Genomic DNA, 15754 nt, shown 5'->3' with positions numbered 1-15754 from the left:
CGGGCCGGGCCGGTCAGCCGCGCAGCACGACCGGGTCGCCGGCGTACCGCTCGAAGGTGGCCCGCACGTCGTCGCTCATCGGCCACGAGGCCTGGGTCGCGTGGTCCCAGAGCACCAGCGTGGTCGCCGCGACCAGGGCCGGCTCGTGGTCGCGCGCGACGCGCAGCTCGGTCGCGACCGTGAACGACGAGCCGCCGATCCGCTGCACCCACAGCCGCATCAGGAAGGGCTGGAACGGCGCGAAGCGCATCTCGGCGTGGTAGTCGACCCGCTGCGAGCCGACGAGGTCGACCACACCGTCGGGCAGGCCACCGAACAGCCCCGGACGCGGCCCGGCCGGGGGGCTGACGTCGGCGTATCGCAGGAACAGGATGCGCGCCTCGTCGAGGATGCGGATCGCCTCGACGTTGTCGACGTGGCCGCCGAGGTTGATGTCGCGCAGTCGCGCCTGGATCTCGCACTCGAAGACGTTGCTCACGCCTCGATGGTCCCAGGCCGGACCGACGCGAGGGCGCTCAGTACCAGTTGTTGGCCTGCTTGAAGGACCAGGCGCTGCACGGGGAGCCGTAGGAGTCCTGGATGTACTCCAGGCCCCAGCGGATCTGGCTCTCCGCGGACGTCATGTAGTCGGCGGGCAGCTCGTGTAGCTCGGTGAGCGCCTGCGGGATGCCGTACGCCGACGACGTCGGGTTGTCGGCGTCGACCTCCCAGTCGCTCTCGCTGACCCACAGCGAGTCGAGGCAGCTGAACTGGTCGGCAGAGAAGCCGAACTCGCCGAGCAGGGCACGCCCGATGTCACGGGGGTCGGCCTCGGCGAGCCGCTCGGCCTTCGTCATCGCCTGGCCCTCGTCGGTCGACAGCGCCGCCTGCTTGGCGGGGTCGGCCTGGTCACGACGGTCGCTGCGCGAGACGACCTCGTCGCGGCCGTCAACGATGGCCGCGCGGGTCTCCTCCGAGACGGCCTCGGCCGCCAGCGGCACCACCGAGGCGGGGGTCTCGGCGCCGGCGGTCGACGTGGCGGGAGCACCGGCGACGCCGCCGGTCACGACTGCGCCGGTGGCCCCCACGGCCAGCGTCGACATGACGACGGTGGTGCGCAGGGCCTGACGAGGTGCGGCGCTGGCACGGTGCGTCTTGGGCGCGGCGTGCTTGCCGACGTACTTGGGCTGCTTGGACACAGGGAATGGCTCGCGATGCTCGACGACAGGACTGGGCGCGAGACCCCGCGTCCGTGCGTCAGCGGGTCGGCGCGCCCCGTGACCGGGCGGGGGAAGGCAAGGTCACGAAACGATCACGGGCAACTGTGCAGGAGGCGCGGGTCGCACGCAAACCGAACCGGCGAACCTGTGGGGCGGATCTCGTCCATTCCGCCCCACAGGTCCCACCCGGACCACCGGCCCCAGCCGACGGTCCTCAGACGGTGACGTTCTCCAGCATCTCGGTGACCAGCGCGGCGATCGGCGACCGCTCGGAGCGGGTCAGGGTCACGTGCGCGAAGAGCGGGTGGCCCTTCAGCTTGTCGATGACCGCGACCACGCCGTCGTGCCGGCCCACGCGCAGGTTGTCGCGCTGGGCCACGTCGTGGGTCAGCACCACCTTGGAGTTGGCCCCGATGCGCGAGAGCACCGTCAGCAGCACGTTGCGCTCCAAGGACTGCGCCTCGTCGACGATCACGAAGGCGTCGTGCAGGGAACGGCCCCGGATGTGGGTCAACGGCAGCACCTCGAGCATGCCGCGGTCGAGGATCTCGTCGACCACCTCGCGCGAGGTCATCGCCCCCAGGGTGTCGAAGACCGCCTGGCCCCACGGCGACATCTTCTCCGTCTCCGAGCCGGGCAGGTAGCCGAGCTCCTGCCCGCCCACGGCGAACAGCGGACGGAAGACGATGACCTTCTGGTGCTGGCGACGCTCCAGGACGGCCTCGAGGCCGGCGCACAGCGCCATCGCGGACTTGCCGGTGCCGGCGCGCCCACCGAGGGAGACGATGCCCACCTCGGGGTCGAGCAGGAGGTCGAGGGCGACCCGCTGCTCCGCGGAACGCCCGTGGATGCCGAACGCCTCCCGGTCACCGCGCACGAGGTGCACCCGCTTGTCGGCCCCGACCCGCCCCAGGGCGGTGCCGCGCTCCGAGAGCAGCACCAGGCCCTGGTGGCACGGCAGGTCTCGGGCCTCGTCGAGGTCGACGACGCCCTCGTCGTAGAGGGTGTCGAGATCGGCCGCGGGCACGTCGAGCTCGGCCATCCCGGTGTAGCCGGTGTCGGACTCCGAGATCGCCTCGCCGCGGTACTCCTCGGCGTCCAGCCCGACCGCCGAGGCCTTGATCCGCAGCGGGAGGTCCTTGGAGACCAGGGTGACCGCCGCGCCCTCGTCGGCGAGGTTCTTCGCCACCGCGAGGATGCGGGTGTCGTTGTCGCCGAGCCGGAAGCCCGACGGCAGCGCGCTGGGGTCGGTGTGGTTGAGCTCGACCCGGATGCTGCCGCCCAGCTCCCCGACGGGCACCGGGGTGTCCAGGCGCCCGTTCTCCACCCGCAGCTCGTCGAGCATCCGCAGCGCGGCGCGGGCGAAGAAGCCGAGCTCGGGGTGGTGACGCTTGCCCTCGAGCTCGGTGATGACGACGACGGGCAGCACGACCTCGTGCTCCTCGAAGCGCCGCAGTGCCCCCGGATCGGCCAGCAGGACGCTGGTGTCCAGGACGTAGGTGCGCACCAGCGGCACATCGCCCGGCTGGTCGGGTGCGTCCTGGGCGGGGTGCTGGACTGCTGGGTGAGCTGCGCTGTGCGACTGCTGCGACGTGACCTTGGTCGGCACGGTTACCCCTCACGGGTCGCGGCGCGCACTCGTCGCCCGCCCTAGAACCTGATCTCGGACCGGGAGGGGCCCCAGGGACGGGAGTGCCCGCCTCCGAGCGCGAGCCAGGCAGGAGCCTGACGTGCGGAGCATTCGTGAGTGGTCACGAGCGGGCCTTCCAGGTGCGGTGAGCTTCCCCACTCACCGGTGGCACTGAATCTACGCCTGCCCACGTGACGTCGGGGGCAACACGCCGATCCCGGATTTTACCCGCGGGTGTCAGGTCCCGTGCCGGCGCTCGCGCAGCGCGTAGGCGCGGATGGCCCGCAGGAAGTCGACGCGGCGGAAGTCGGGCCAGTAGGCCTCGCAGAAGTAGAACTCCGAGGTGGCGCTCTGCCACAGCAGGAAGCCGCCGAGACGCTGCTCGCCGCTGGTGCGGATCACCAGGTCGGGATCGGGCTGGCCACGGGTGTAGAGGTGCGAGCCGATCATGTCGATGTCCACGACGCCGGCGAGGTCCTCGAGCGAGGTGCCCTTCGCGGCGTGCTCGCTGAGCAGCGACCGCACCGCGTCGACGATCTCGCGCCGCCCGCCGTACGGCACCGCGACGTTGACCAGCATCCCGTCGACGTCGCGGGTGGCCTCCTGAGCCGCCTTGAGGCGCTCGGCGGTCTCGGCCGGCAGCAGGTCGAGCGCGCCCACCGGGTTCAACCGCCACCGCCGCTGCACCGCGAGCGAGTCGACCGCGTCGGCGATGATCTGGAGCAGCGGCTCGAGCTCCTCGGCCGGCCGGTTGAGGTTGTCGGTCGAGAGCAGCCACAGCGTGACCACCTCGATCCCGACCTCGCCGCACCAGCCCAGCAACGGCTCGATGTTGGCGGCCCCCGCCCGGTACCCGTGGGCGGTGTCGTGACCGACCGCCCGTGCCCAGCGCCGGTTGCCGTCGAGCATCACGCCGACGTGGCGGGGCAGGTTCTCGGGGAGGCGGCGCAGCAGCCGCGCTTCGTACGCCGGGTAGATCACCCGCCGCACTCCTCGCTTCCAGTCCACCCGCTCAGGCTACGGCCTGGGCGGCCCGACCTCACCGCGACACGTGATCTTCGTCCCCCGAGGTCCTCGTGAGGGAGCGCGGATGGGGAGCCGGACGGTAGATTCCTCCTTCATGAGCGCCCACCTCCCCGATTCGGTCCGCCACGGCGTCGACCACCTCACGGAGTCGGTGCACGAGAAGTTCCGCGACATCAAGCCGAAGCTGCGCGGCTGGTTGCACCTGGGCACCGCACCCCTGACGCTCGTCGCCGGCATCGTGCTGGTCGCCCTCTCCCCCGACACGACCACCCGCATCGGCTCGGCGGTCTTCACCGGCTCGGCGCTGCTGCTGTTCACGGTCTCGGCGATCTACCACACCGGCACCTGGTCGCCCCGGACGTGGGCGTTCCTGCGGCGCTTCGACCACTCGAACATCTTCGTGCTCATCGCCGGCTCCTACACCCCGCTGGCGCTCATGCTGCTCGGGGGCACCCAGCGCACCGTGCTGCTGCTGACCGTGTGGATCTGCGCCGTCCTGGGCGTGCTGTTCCGGGTCTTCTGGACCGACGCCCCGCGCTGGCTCTACACGCCCATCTACATCGCGATGGGCTGGTCGGCGTTGTTCTTCATCCCCGGCTTCATCGACGGCGCGACCTCGCGCCTGGGCACCGGGATGGCCATCGGCGTGCTGGTGCTGATCGCCGCCGGTGGGTTGCTCTACACCCTGGGCGGGGCCGTCTACGGCTTCAAGTTCCCCAACCCCAGCCCCCGGTGGTTCGGCTTCCACGAGGTCTTCCACTCCTTCACCATCCTCGCCTTCGCCACCCACTACATCGGCGTCTCGCTGGCCACCTACTCGCTGCGCTGAGCTCGCCCCAGCGCAGCAGCACCCCTTCATCCCCCGGACCAGTCCGATCGGGGCGCGGCTCCGAAGCACCCCCGAGCAGGTCTGCGCCCTCACGGGCGGCGCACCCGCTCTGCACCGCCGCCTCCCGTCCCTGGAGCGCGTCCTGCGGCCGGTCGGTCGCACCCGGAGAGAAGGGCACCACATGACGACACCCAGCACCCGAGCAGGCCGACTCCTCGGCGGAGCGACGGCCGGGGCCCTCGCCCTGGCGGCGGTCGCCGCCTTCCCGAGCACTGCGCAGGCAGCCTCACCCACCGCCCCGTCCGCCGCCGCGCAGCGCCCCAGTGCCAGCTCCGAGGCCGGGCTGCGCCGCGCCGTGGACAAGGCCAACCGCCAGGACGGTCGGGCCCGGCTCAAGCTGCGCGACGACGTGCGCTTCAACGGCCGCCTGGGCGGCGCCATCGAGGTCGAGGACGACCTGGTGCTCAACGCTCGCGGCCACACCATCGACGCCGACGGCGTCGACCGGATCTTCACCGTCGCCGACGGGGCCCGGCTGGTCGTCAAGAACGCCCGCCTGCGCGGCGGCGCCCCGGCCGCCGGCGAGAGCGGCGGCGCCGTGCTCGTCAACGGCTCGCTCGTGGTGCGCAACACCTCGATGCTCGCCAACAAGGTCACCGGCACCGGTGCCTCCGGTGGCGCCGTGTTCAACAACGGCGGCGAGGTGCTCATCTCCGACTCGCGCCTGGCGCGCAACACCGCCACCCGCGCCGGCGGTGCGATCGAGGCCCTCGAGGGGCTCACCCAGCTGATCGGCACCCGCCTCGTCAACAACTCCACGGGCGCCGAGCCCGGCAACGGCGGCGGCCTGCACCTGACCGGTGGCGGAGCCGTCGAGATCACCAGCAGCTGGATCGGCGGCAACAGCGCCGGCGCCGAGGGCGGCGGGCTGTGGAACTCCGCCGACGGCACCTTCCTGGTCGACCGGACCCGCATCGAGGGCAACACCGCCGGCGGTGCCGCAGCCGACCAGGGCGGCGGCGGCATCTACAACGACGGCGGCTTCATGCGCGTCACCCGCTCCACGATCGACGACAACACCGCGACCGGCGCCGCCGGCTCCGGTGGCGGCATTCTCAACAACCTCGGCACCCTCGAGGTCAGCGAGTCCACGATCAACGACAACCAGGCACCGCGGGCCGGTGGTGGCATCGAGGCCAACGCCGGCGACACCGTCGTGCGCCGGTCCGCCCTCACCGACAACACCGCGGGCGCCGCCCCGGGCAACGGCGGTGGCCTGCACCTGACCGGCGCCGGCACCGTCGACGTGGTCGGCTCCACCGTCAGCGGCAACACCGCCCTCGCCGAGGGCGGTGGGCTGTGGAACAGCGCAGGCGGTGTCTTCACCGTGCGCGGCTCCGACGTCGTCGACAACGTCGCGGCCGGCGGCGCCGCCGACCAGGGCGGCGGCGGCCTCTACAACGAGATGGGCGACCTGACCGTGCGCGGCAGCACCGTCACCGGCAACTCAGCACCCGGCGCTGCGGGCTCCGGCGGTGGGCTGTTCAACAACCAGGGCACCCTCACCGTCGTCCAGAGCGACGTCATCGGCAACGACGCGCAGCGCGCCGGTGGAGCGATCGAGGCCAACCTCGGCACCACGTCGGTGCAGCGCTCGGCCCTCAACGACAACACCGCGGGCGCGGCCCCCGGCAACGGCGGCGCGGTGCACCTCACCGGCGCCGGCACCGTCGACGTCACCGGCACGGAGGTCCGCGGCAACCGCGCGAGCGCCGAGGGCGGCGGTCTGTGGAACAGCGCGGCCGGCACCTTCACCGTCACCGGGTCCGAGGTCGTCGCCAACACCGCCGGCGGCAAGGACGCCGACCAGGGTGGTGGCGGCCTCTACAACGACGGCGGCACGCTCACCGTGCGGGACTCGGTGGTCAGCGAGAACACCGCGACCGGCACTGCGGGCTCCGGCGGCGGCCTGCTGAACAAGGGCACCCTCGAGGTCACCGGCAGCACCTTCGACGCCAACACCTCGGTGCGCGCCGGCGGTGCGATCGAGACCACCGACGCCACCTCCGTGACCCTGCGTGACGTGGTGCTGACCGGCAACGACACCGGCGCCTCGCCGGGCAACGGCGGCGGGCTGCACATCACCGCTGCCGGGGTCGTGACCTACACCGGGGGCACCGTCACCGGGAACAACGCCGCCAACGAGGGCGGCGGCCTGTGGAACAGCGCCACCGGCGTGCTGACGGTCTCCGACGTGACCGTCCGCGGCAACACCGCACCGACCAACCCCGACAACCACAACGACGGCGGCGTCTTCACCGTCGACGGCACCCCGGTGCCGCCGACCCCCTGAGCCACCGCACCCCACCCACCGGCCCGTCCGTGCCCCCTCGGGGAAGCGCGCGGGCCGGTGGCACGTCAGCCCCGCGTCACTTCAGCTCGGCGGTGAGCAGGTCGCCGGCGAGCTCGGCCAGCGAGGGCGCGGTGAGCTCGGGGGCGCGCAGGTACGACGGGTAGGCGCCCCGACCGCTGCGGTCCACCCAGCCGGTGCGCAACCCCGCCCGGGCCGCACCGTCGATGTCCCAGGGGTGCACGGCGACCAGCATCGCCTCGTGCGCCTCGACCCCGCACTCGTCCAGCGCGTGCTGGTAGGCCGACGCCGCCGGCTTCCACGCGGGGGCGTCCTCGACCGAGAGCACCAGGTCGACGTGGTCGCGCAGGCCCCCGCGGGCCAGCAGCGCCTCGGCCACGCCGGCGGCGCCGTTGCTCAGCGTCACCACCCGCAGCCCGGCGGCGCGCAACGCCCGGATGCCGGGGGCCACGTCGCGGTGCAGGCCGAGCTCGGAGAAGCGGCCCATCACCGTCGCGACGGCGGCCTCGACCTCGTCCTCCGACGCCGCGCCGCGCTCCTGCAGGCGTGCGCGCAGGGCACCGGAGGCGATCTCCGCGAAGGGCGCGCTCGCGCCGGCGAGGCCGAGGCCGAACCCGTCGCGCAGCACGCCGGCGAACCATGCCTGGCGCTCGTGCGCGGCGAGGCCGATCTCGGTGAAGGCGTCGTCGAGCGGGGAGAGGTCCGAGAGCGTCTCGTTGACGTCGAGGACCACCACCCGGGGGGCACCGGTGGGGTTGTCCATCGTCCGAGCCTAGCCATCGACCCTTCACCCGTCGGGGGCTGCCAGACTGCGCACGTGGTCTCTTCACTCCTCAACGGCCGGTACGAGCTCGGACCCCTCCTGGGCTCCGGCGGGATGGCCGACGTGCACCGCGCCACCGACCGGCTCCTCGACCGCCAGGTTGCGGTCAAGGTCCTGCGCGACGTGGCCGGCGACCCGGCGGACCGGGCGAGGTTCACCACCGAGGCCCGCACCCTGGCCAACCTCTCCCACCGCGGCCTGGTCACGGTCCTCGATGCCGGCATCGACGAGCAGCACCCGTTCCTGGTGATGGAGCTGGTCGAGGGCCGCTCGCTGGCCCAGGCCCTCCACGAGGGACCGCTGGGGGCCAACGAGACCGCGCACGTCGGCGCGCAGCTGGCCGCGACCCTCGCCCACACCCACGAGCGCGGCGTCGTGCACCGGGACATCAAGCCCGGCAACGTGCTGCTGGGCGCCGAGCGACGGGTGAAGCTGGCCGACTTCGGCATCGCCCGGCTGATCGGCGACACCGTGCGCCACACCCGGACCGGCACCGCCATCGGCACCGCCGCCTACCTCTCGCCCGAGCAGGTCCGGGGCGAGGAGGTCGGCACCGCGGTCGACGTCCACTCCCTCGGCCTGGTGCTGCTCGAGTGCCTGACCGGCGAGCGCGCGTTCCCCGGCAGCCCCACCGAGTCGGCGCTGGCCCGCCTGCAGCGCGACCCCGACCTGCCCGCCTCGCTCGACGAGCGGTGGCGGCGCCTGCTGGCGGCCATGACCGCAGCGGACCCGGCCGCGCGTCCCTCGGCCGGCCAGGTCGAGACCACCCTCGAGGAGCTGCGTACGCCGTCGGCCGCGCCGGACCTCGGCGCCACCACCGCCGTGCTGACCGCCCCGGTCGCCCTCACCTCGCAGGTGCCGGCCGCCGCGGCGCCCCCGCCGCCCGGGCCCCCGTCGGCCCCGGCGCCCGACGAGGCGGAGCCGGCCAGGGTGCGGGTGCCCGGCGACAGCTTCCCGGACCGGGCCGGGGCCGCGATCGCCCATGCCCCGGGCCGGCTGCTCGCGCGTTGGCGGGCCACCCCGGTGCACCACCGGGGCGTGGCCGGTGCGGTGGCCGCGATGCTGCTGCTGATCCTGGTCGCCGGGCTCGCGGCCGGTTCCGACAGCGCGGACGACCCCGACGACCCCGGCACCGAGCGCCCCGGGCAGCGCGAGGGGAAGTCCCAACGGCGGTGACCCGCGTGGTTCCGGAGCGATCGCGTCGTACGGTGGAGGCATGGCAACCATCGAGCTGACCGATGCCAACTTCGAGACCCACGTGAAGGAGGACGACATCCTGCTGGTCGACTTCTGGGCCAGCTGGTGCGGACCGTGCAAGCAGTTCGCCCCGACCTACGAGGCCGCCTCCGAGGCCAACCCCGACATCACCTTCGGGTCCATCAACACCGAGGAGCAGCAGCAGCTCGCGGCCGCCGCCGGGATCCAGTCGATCCCGACGCTGATGGCCTTCCGCGAGGGTGTGCTGGTCTTCGCGCAGCCCGGCGCGCTCCCCGCACCGGCGCTCGACGAGGTGATCCAGGCCGTGCGCGGCCTCGACATGGACGAGGTGCGCCAGCAGGTCGAGGCCCAGGGCTGATCACCCAGGGCTGATCGCCCGGGGTTGATCACCCAGGGTTCAGCCGCGGTCGTCGTCGCCGTTCGCCGGCTCGGGCTCGGCCTCGGTCGGTGCGCTGCCGTAGACGCCTGCCTTCTCGGCGGAGTCGACCTTGCGCAGCTGGCGGAACAGGCTCCAGCCGAGCAGCGCGACGGCCGCGGCCAGCCCGAAGAAGATCGCGAGCGCGCCCCAGCCGGCCTTGACGTCCTCCGGCTCCGGGGCCTCGTCGACGAGTCGGACCAGGTCGAGGACCGGGGCCAGGAACGGCGTGAGCTCAGCCAGCAACATGCTCACAGCGTGCCACCCGGGGCGTCGATGCCGGCGAAGAGGTCGTCCTCGTGCTCCGCTCGAGCGACATGGCTCACCACGAGCTCGTAGTCCTCGGTCGGCCAGACGTCGACCTGCAGCTCGCGCGGGATCGCGAACCAGTGCCCGTCGGGGTCGATCTGGGTCGCGTGCGCCAGCAGCGCCTGGTCACGCACGCCGAAGTAGTCGCCGCACTCCACCTTGGTGGTGATCCGCTCGTCCCACTCCGGCTCGGGGATCCAGTTCTTGAGTCGCTCCTCCCACGGCGACTCCAGGCCGTGGGCCTGCATCGCGGCGTGCAACGCCTCCATGCGGGGACGGTTGAAGGAGTGGTGGTAGTAGAGCTTCAGCGGCTGCCAGGGCTCGCCCGCGTCGGGGAACCGGTCGGGATCCCCGGCGGCCTCGAAGGCCGCGACGCTGACCTCGTGGCAGCGCACGTGGTCGGGGTGCGGGTAGCCGCCGCGCTCGTCGTACGTCGTCACCACGTGCGGCCGGACCTCGCGCATGATGCGCACCAGCGCCTCCACCGACTCCTCCAGCGGAGCCACCGCGAAGCAGTCCTCCGGCAGCGGCGGCTTCGGGTCGCCGTCGGGCCACCCGGAGTCGACGAAGCCGAGCCAGTGCTGGCGGATGCCGAGGATGTCACGGGCACGCTCCATCTCCTGGCGGCGCACCTCGGTGATGTTCTCGAGGATCTCGGGACGGTCCATGCGCGGGTTCAGGATCGAGCCCCGCTCACCGCCCGTGCAGGTCACGACGTGCACCTCCGCCCCCTGGTCGACGTAGCGCGCGGTCGACGCCGCACCCTTGCTCGACTCGTCGTCGGGGTGGGCGTGGACGTGCATGAGGCGCAGTCCGTCGTAGGGCCGGTGCGGTTGCTGCTGCCGGGCAGGCGGCTGGGGGTGCTGCGACATGGGTTCCATCGTAGGTGTCACCATGGAGGAGTGACCTCCCAGGACCTCCTCGCCGAGCGGTACGGCGCTCCCGCGCCGTGGCGGCGGCGCGCGCTGCTGGTGCTGATCGGCGTCGTGGCCGCCACCTGCCTGGCCTGGTTGACCTGGACCACGCTGGTGCACGCCTCCCCTGCGGTGAAGTCCGAGATCGTCGGCTTCGACGTGGTCGACGAGCACGTGGCCACCGCGGTGATCGACGTGCGCCTCCAGGACGACGCCACCGGCGTCCAGTGCCTCGTGCGTGCCTACGCCGAGGACAAGGCGACCGTCGGAGAGCTGGTCTTCGAGCCCGACCGTGGGGGCCGCACCGAGCTGCGCATCCGCACCGAGCGGCTCGCCACCGCGGTCGAGAACGTCGGCTGCACGGCCGAGGGCCAGCCCCGCCCGCGCTGACCGCTGCGGCGGACGTATCTGCACTTCTGGGCAGAGATTGTTAAGATGAAGCCCTGACTGTCCCGTGGGCCCGCCAGGACCGAAGGCCCGCAAGCACCGTCGGCCGTCCGTCTGTCGGTCCGACGTAGTCAGATCCGTTCCACACACACCCACGACCACCGGGTGCTGACGACCACACCCTGACGCACCCCGTAGGAGTACCCATGACGCAGTCGACCGAGCCCGGCAAGATCTGGCTGACCAAGGACGCCTTCGACAAGCTCACCGCCGAGCTCGACGACCTCAGGGGTCCGGTGCGTCAGGAGATCGTGGAGCGCATCAGCGAGGCGCGCGACGAGGGCGACCTGAAGGAGAACGGCGGCTACCACGCAGCGCGCGAGGAGCAGGGCCGCATCGAGGGCCGCATCCGCCAGCTCGAGGACATGCTGCGCCGCGCCGAGATCGGTGAGACCCCTCCCGACGACGGCGTCGTCGAGCCCGGCATGAAGGTGACCTACAAGTTCGTCGGCGACAGCGACGACGAGGTCGAGACCTTCCTGCTCGGCGCCCGCGAGATCGAGGACTCCGTCGAGGACCTCAAGGTCTACTCCCCCCAGTCCCCGCTCGGGCAGGCCATCCACGGCGCCAGCCGCGGCGACACCGTGTCCTACACCGCTCCCAACGGCAAGGTCCTCGAGGTCGTCATCCTCGACGCGGTGCCCTACACCGTCTGAGCACTCACTCCAGCACCCGGTAACCGTGCTCGCGCAACCGCGCGAGCACGGTTTCTGAGTGTGTGGACCCGCGCGTCTCCAGCTGCAGGTGCACGTCGACCTCGTCCATCGACAGGGCCGGGGAGATCCGTTCGTGGGCGACCTCGAGCACGTTGGCGCCGGCCGCGCTGACCTCGGTGAGCAACCGGGCCAGTCCGCCGGGCGCGTCCGGGATCGTCACGTGCAGGTTGAGGTAGCGCCCCGCTGCGGCCATGCCGTGGCGGATCACCTTGCCGAGCAGCAACGGGTCGATGTTGCCGCCCGAGAGCACCGCGACCACGGGTGCGGCGAAGTCGCCCGGCCGGTCCAGCAGGGCGGCCACCGCGGCGGCCCCGGCCGGTTCGACGACCAGCTTGGCGCGCTCGGCCAACGACAGCACCGCTCGCGCCAGTGAGTCCTCGCTGACGGTGAGCACGTCGTCGCAGTGCTCGCGCACGGCCGCGAAGGTCAGGTCGCCGGGCCGGCCGACGGCGATCCCGTCGGCCATGGTGCGCATCACCTGCAGCGGCGTGGGCCGACCGGCGGCCAACGAGCCGGGGTAGGCGGCCGCGTCCTTGGCCTGCACGCCCACGATGCGTACGTCGGGACGCACCGCCTTCACCGCGAGCGCGATGCCGGCCAGCAGGCCACCGCCGCCGGTGGGCACGACCACGGTGGCCACCTCGGGCAGCTGCTCCAGGATCTCGAGACCCACCGTGCCCTGCCCGGCCACCACGTCGGGGTGGTCGAAGGGGTGGATCAGCACCGCGCCGGTGCGCTCCGCGAACTCGTGGGCCGAGACCAGCGCGTCCTCCAGGTACTGGCCCGAGAAGACGACCTCGGCCCCGTAGCCGCGGGTCGCGCGCTCCTTGGGGATCGGCGCCCCCTCGGGCATGAACACGGTCGCGGAGATGCCCAGCAGCCGGGCGGCCAGCGCCACGCCCTGGGCGTGGTTGCCGGCCGAGGCCGCGACCACGCCGCGGGCGCGCTCCTCCGGCGAGAGCCGGGCGATGCGGACGTAGGCACCGCGGGCCTTGAACGAGCCGGTCCGCTGGAGGTTCTCCGCCTTGAGCCGCACCTCCCCGCCGACCATCTCCGAGAGCCAGCGCGACTCCTCCATCGGCGTACGCACCGCGACGCCCTCGAGGAGGTCGCGGGCGGCCTCGATCTCGGCCAGGCCGACCATCGGCCACTCGCTCACGGGGTGTCCCCCACCGCTGACGAGGACGACTCCTCCGGTACGTCGACCCTGGCTCCGGTCTCGTCGTAGTCCTCGGCCAGCTCCACCTCCGGATCGTCCCCGGGCGCCGTGTTGGCCGCCAGGTGCTGGATGACGGCGTTCGCGGCGGCTGCCAGCGGGACGGCGACCAGCGCACCGGCGATCCCGGCGACGAGCACACCGGTGGCGATGGCGACGATGACGGCGAGCGGGTGCACCGAGACCCAGCGCCCCATCAGGAAGGGCTGGAGCACGTGCCCCTCGACCTGCTGGACGACGATGACGCCGATCAGCATCAGCAGCGCCGCCCACGGCCCCTGGTCGACCAGGGCCACCAGGATGGCCACGGTGCCGGCGATGGTCGCTCCGATCATCGGGACGAACGCACCGAGGAAGACCAGCACCCCGATGGCGGCCACGAACGGGACCCCGAGGAACCAGGCCCAGCCCGCGATCCCGATCGCGTCGACCAGGGCCACGATGACGGTGGCCCGCACGAACTGGGTCAGCGAGATCCAGGCCACCCGGCCCGAGGAGTCGACGCGGGCCCGGGCCGCCCGCGGCGCCAGGCGCACCAGCCACGACCAGATGCGACGCCCGTCGGCCATGAAGAAGAAGGTCGCGAACAGCACGATGAAGAAGCCCGCGAAGACGTGGGTCAAGGTGGTGCCGACCTCGGTGATCCGGCTGACCACCTCGCCGTCGCTGGTCTGGTTGGTGATCAGGTTCTGCGCGTCGTTGATGTAGCGGTCGATCTGGGAGTCGCTGGCGTTCAGCGGGCCCTCCTCGAGCCACACCCGGATCTGCCCGAGCCCCTTGACCGTCTGGTCGGCCAGGTCGGTGGCGCCGTTGGCGACCTGCTGGCCCACGAAGGTGAGCGCGGCGCTGACGGTGGCGAGCCCGCCGACCAGCACCACGAGCGCGGCGGCGCCGCGAGGCACCCGCCAGCGGGTCAGGAGGTCGACGACGGGGACGGCGAGGGCGCTGATGAGCAGGGCGACCACGATGGGCAGCACGATCACCGAGAGGTAGCCGACGGTCCACGCGATGATGCCGCCGGCGGCCACGATCACCAGGAAGCGCCACGCCCAGGCCGCTGCGAGGTCGACCCCGGGCGGCACGTGGGTGCGCGGGTAGGCGGCCGAGCCGCTGAGAAGCTCGGGAGGGGTCAGCTGCCGTTCGCGCTCGTCGCGCAGCAGGCTCCACTGCTGGAAGAGGCGGTGGGCCAGGCTCTCCTCGTCCTCCACCGACCGCGGCCGCAGGCTGCGTCGGCGCAGCCGTCCGCCCGGGGCCGGGGCCGCCGGGTCGGGCTGGGCGAGCGCCTGCTGACCGTCCGGACCGGGGAGGCCCGGCCCCGGGGCGCCCGGGTCGGCCGTCGCCGTGGTGGGTGTGCTGGTGTCCCGCTGCTCGTCCACGGCGTCAACCTATCCGGGTCGCGCTCAGCCGAGTGCCCGGTCGAGGTCCGCGAGGAGGTCGTCGGCCGTCTCGATGCCCACGGAGAGCCGCACCAGGTCGGCGGGCACCTCCAGGTCGGTGCCCGCGACGCTCGCGTGCGTCATCCGGCCGGGGTGCTCGATGAGCGACTCCACGCCGCCGAGCGACTCACCCAGGGTGAACACCTCGGTGCTCTCGCACACCTTCAGCGCCGCCTCCTCGCCGCCGGTGACCCGGAAGGAGACCATGCCGCCGAAGCGCTTCATCTGCCGCGCCGCGAGCTCGTGGCCGGGGTGCGAGGCCAGCCCCGGGTAGATGACCTGCTCCACGCGGGGGTGGTCGAGCAGGAAGTCGACGACCTTCTCGGCGTTGTCGCAGTGGCGGTCCATGCGCACCGCGAGCGTCTTCAACCCGCGCAGCGTCAGCCAGGAGTCGAACGGGCCGGCCACCGCGCCGATGGCGTTCTGGTGGAAGGCCACGGCGTCGGCGATCCCGAGGTCGCGCACGACCAGGGCGCCGCCGACGACGTCGGAGTGTCCCCCGCAGTACTTCGTGGTCGAGTGCACGACCACGTCGGCGCCCAGGGTGAGCGGCTGCTGCAGGTAGGGCGAGGCGAAGGTGTTGTCGACCACGAGCAGCGCACCGGCCTCGTGGGCCACGGCCGCGAGCGCCTCGATGTCGCCGATGTTGAGCATCGGGTTGGTGGGCGTCTCCACCCACACGAGCCGGGTCTGGCCGGGACGGATCGCGGCGCGCACGGCGTCGACGTCGGAGACCGCAGCGGGGCTGTGCTCCAGGCCCCAGGCCTGCTCGACCTTGTCGAAGAGCCGGTAGGTGCCGCCGTACGCGTCGTCGGGGATGACCACGTGGTCGCCGGGCTTGCACAGCGAGCGCACGAGGGTGTCCTCGGCGGCCAGGCCCGAGGCGAAGGCGAAGCCGCGCTCGCCCTGCTCGAGCGCCGCGATGTTGCCCTCGAGCGCGGTGCGGGTGGGGTTCGCCGAGCGGGAGTACTCGTACCCGCCGCGCAGACCCCCGACGCCGTCCTGCTTGTACGTCGACGTCGCGTAGATCGGCGGGATCACCGACCCGGTCGCGGCGTCCGGCTCGTAGCCGGCGTGGATGGCGCGGGTCTCGAAGCCCGCCTTGGCCAAGTGCTGCTGCTCGCTCACCCGTCGAGGGTACTCATGCCCGCCGGGTGGGCGGCCCGACCGGGTGGGACGGATCGGGAACCATCTGGGCAGGATCG

At 72.7% G+C, this 15754-nt stretch carries 16 protein-coding genes; 6 read left to right on the top strand and 10 right to left on the bottom strand.

The window, feature by feature from the left end:
• Nucleotides 1-13 precede the first annotated feature (13 nt).
• From I601_RS10045 to I601_RS10030, 4 genes are all read right to left on the bottom strand, one after another.
• The gene (locus I601_RS10045; protein ID WP_068108955.1) at nucleotides 14-478 is read right to left on the bottom strand and encodes an acyl-CoA thioesterase; all 465 of its coding nucleotides are present in this window, start codon (nucleotides 476-478) and stop codon (nucleotides 14-16) included.
• Nucleotides 479-515: 37 nt separating this feature from the next.
• The gene (locus I601_RS10040; RefSeq protein WP_068108951.1) at nucleotides 516-1178 is read right to left on the bottom strand and encodes an aggregation-promoting factor C-terminal-like domain-containing protein; all 663 of its coding nucleotides are present in this window, start codon (nucleotides 1176-1178) and stop codon (nucleotides 516-518) included.
• A gap of 235 nt (nucleotides 1179-1413) precedes the next feature.
• Nucleotides 1414-2715 (bottom strand): PhoH family protein, encoded by a 1302-nt coding sequence (locus I601_RS10035; RefSeq protein ID WP_068108948.1) that lies wholly within the window; start codon nucleotides 2713-2715, stop codon nucleotides 1414-1416.
• Nucleotides 2716-3066: 351 nt separating this feature from the next.
• The gene (locus I601_RS10030) at nucleotides 3067-3837 is read right to left on the bottom strand and encodes an isoprenyl transferase (protein WP_068108945.1); all 771 of its coding nucleotides are present in this window, start codon (nucleotides 3835-3837) and stop codon (nucleotides 3067-3069) included.
• A 112-nt stretch (nucleotides 3838-3949) separates the two neighbouring features.
• On the opposite strand from I601_RS10030, the gene trhA reads away from it, so the two are divergent.
• A complete protein-coding gene (gene trhA, locus I601_RS10025) occupies nucleotides 3950-4684 on the top strand; it encodes a PAQR family membrane homeostasis protein TrhA (protein WP_068108943.1) in 735 nt (244 codons plus the stop codon).
• Nucleotides 4685-4865: 181 nt separating this feature from the next.
• Complete coding sequence (locus tag I601_RS10020) at nucleotides 4866-7037, top strand: hypothetical protein (protein ID WP_068108939.1); 2172 nt, start codon at nucleotides 4866-4868, stop codon at nucleotides 7035-7037.
• 76 nt (nucleotides 7038-7113) lie between these two features.
• Here I601_RS10020 and I601_RS10015 read toward each other — a convergent pair whose 3' ends face one another.
• Nucleotides 7114-7818, bottom strand: a complete 705-nt coding sequence (locus tag I601_RS10015) for a haloacid dehalogenase type II (protein ID WP_068108936.1) — start codon at nucleotides 7816-7818, stop codon at nucleotides 7114-7116.
• Between the two features lie 54 nt (nucleotides 7819-7872).
• Here I601_RS10015 and I601_RS10010 point away from each other — a divergent pair, with 54 nt between their 5' ends.
• Nucleotides 7873-9054, top strand: a complete 1182-nt coding sequence (locus I601_RS10010; protein WP_068108934.1) for a serine/threonine-protein kinase — start codon at nucleotides 7873-7875, stop codon at nucleotides 9052-9054.
• Between the two features lie 40 nt (nucleotides 9055-9094).
• A complete protein-coding gene (gene trxA / locus I601_RS10005; protein ID WP_068108930.1) occupies nucleotides 9095-9454 on the top strand; it encodes a thioredoxin in 360 nt (119 codons plus the stop codon).
• A gap of 39 nt (nucleotides 9455-9493) precedes the next feature.
• Here the strand turns inward: trxA and I601_RS10000 are convergent, their stop codons facing one another.
• Both I601_RS10000 and mca read right to left on the bottom strand, forming a co-directional pair.
• Entirely contained in the window at nucleotides 9494-9760 is a 267-nt protein-coding gene (locus I601_RS10000) for a hypothetical protein (protein WP_068108927.1), read from the bottom strand.
• Between the two features lie 2 nt (nucleotides 9761-9762).
• Nucleotides 9763-10692 (bottom strand): mycothiol conjugate amidase Mca, encoded by a 930-nt coding sequence (gene mca / locus I601_RS09995; protein ID WP_068108925.1) that lies wholly within the window; start codon nucleotides 10690-10692, stop codon nucleotides 9763-9765.
• Nucleotides 10693-10722: 30 nt separating this feature from the next.
• Between mca and I601_RS09990 the strand changes: the two genes are divergently transcribed.
• Together I601_RS09990 and greA are read left to right on the top strand one after the other, a co-directional pair.
• Nucleotides 10723-11124 (top strand): DUF4307 domain-containing protein, encoded by a 402-nt coding sequence (locus I601_RS09990; RefSeq protein WP_068108922.1) that lies wholly within the window; start codon nucleotides 10723-10725, stop codon nucleotides 11122-11124.
• Between the two features lie 203 nt (nucleotides 11125-11327).
• Entirely contained in the window at nucleotides 11328-11837 is a 510-nt protein-coding gene (greA, locus tag I601_RS09985; RefSeq protein WP_068108920.1) for a transcription elongation factor GreA, read from the top strand.
• Between the two features lie 4 nt (nucleotides 11838-11841).
• Here the strand turns inward: greA and ilvA are convergent, their stop codons facing one another.
• Genes ilvA through I601_RS09970 form a run of 3 tightly spaced genes read right to left on the bottom strand, consistent with a single transcriptional unit; the run spans nucleotide 11842 to nucleotide 15677 of the window.
• Nucleotides 11842-13056 carry a threonine ammonia-lyase gene (gene ilvA, locus I601_RS09980; protein ID WP_472459305.1) on the bottom strand — a complete coding sequence of 405 codons (1215 nt, stop codon included), beginning with the start codon at nucleotides 13054-13056 and terminating at the stop codon, nucleotides 11842-11844.
• Complete coding sequence (locus tag I601_RS09975; RefSeq protein WP_237089603.1) at nucleotides 13053-14489, bottom strand: AI-2E family transporter; 1437 nt, start codon at nucleotides 14487-14489, stop codon at nucleotides 13053-13055. Before I601_RS09975 ends, ilvA begins: the two co-directional genes overlap by 4 nt.
• A 24-nt stretch (nucleotides 14490-14513) precedes the next feature.
• Nucleotides 14514-15677 carry a cystathionine gamma-synthase gene (locus I601_RS09970; protein WP_068108917.1) on the bottom strand — a complete coding sequence of 388 codons (1164 nt, stop codon included), beginning with the start codon at nucleotides 15675-15677 and terminating at the stop codon, nucleotides 14514-14516.
• Nucleotides 15678-15754 lie beyond the last annotated feature (77 nt).

Origin of the sequence: Nocardioides dokdonensis FR1436 (genome assembly GCF_001653335.1) — a bacterium.
Classification (GTDB): Bacteria; Actinomycetota; Actinomycetes; order Propionibacteriales; family Nocardioidaceae; genus Nocardioides; species Nocardioides dokdonensis.
This window is presented reverse-complemented; position numbering and strand designations above follow the sequence as displayed.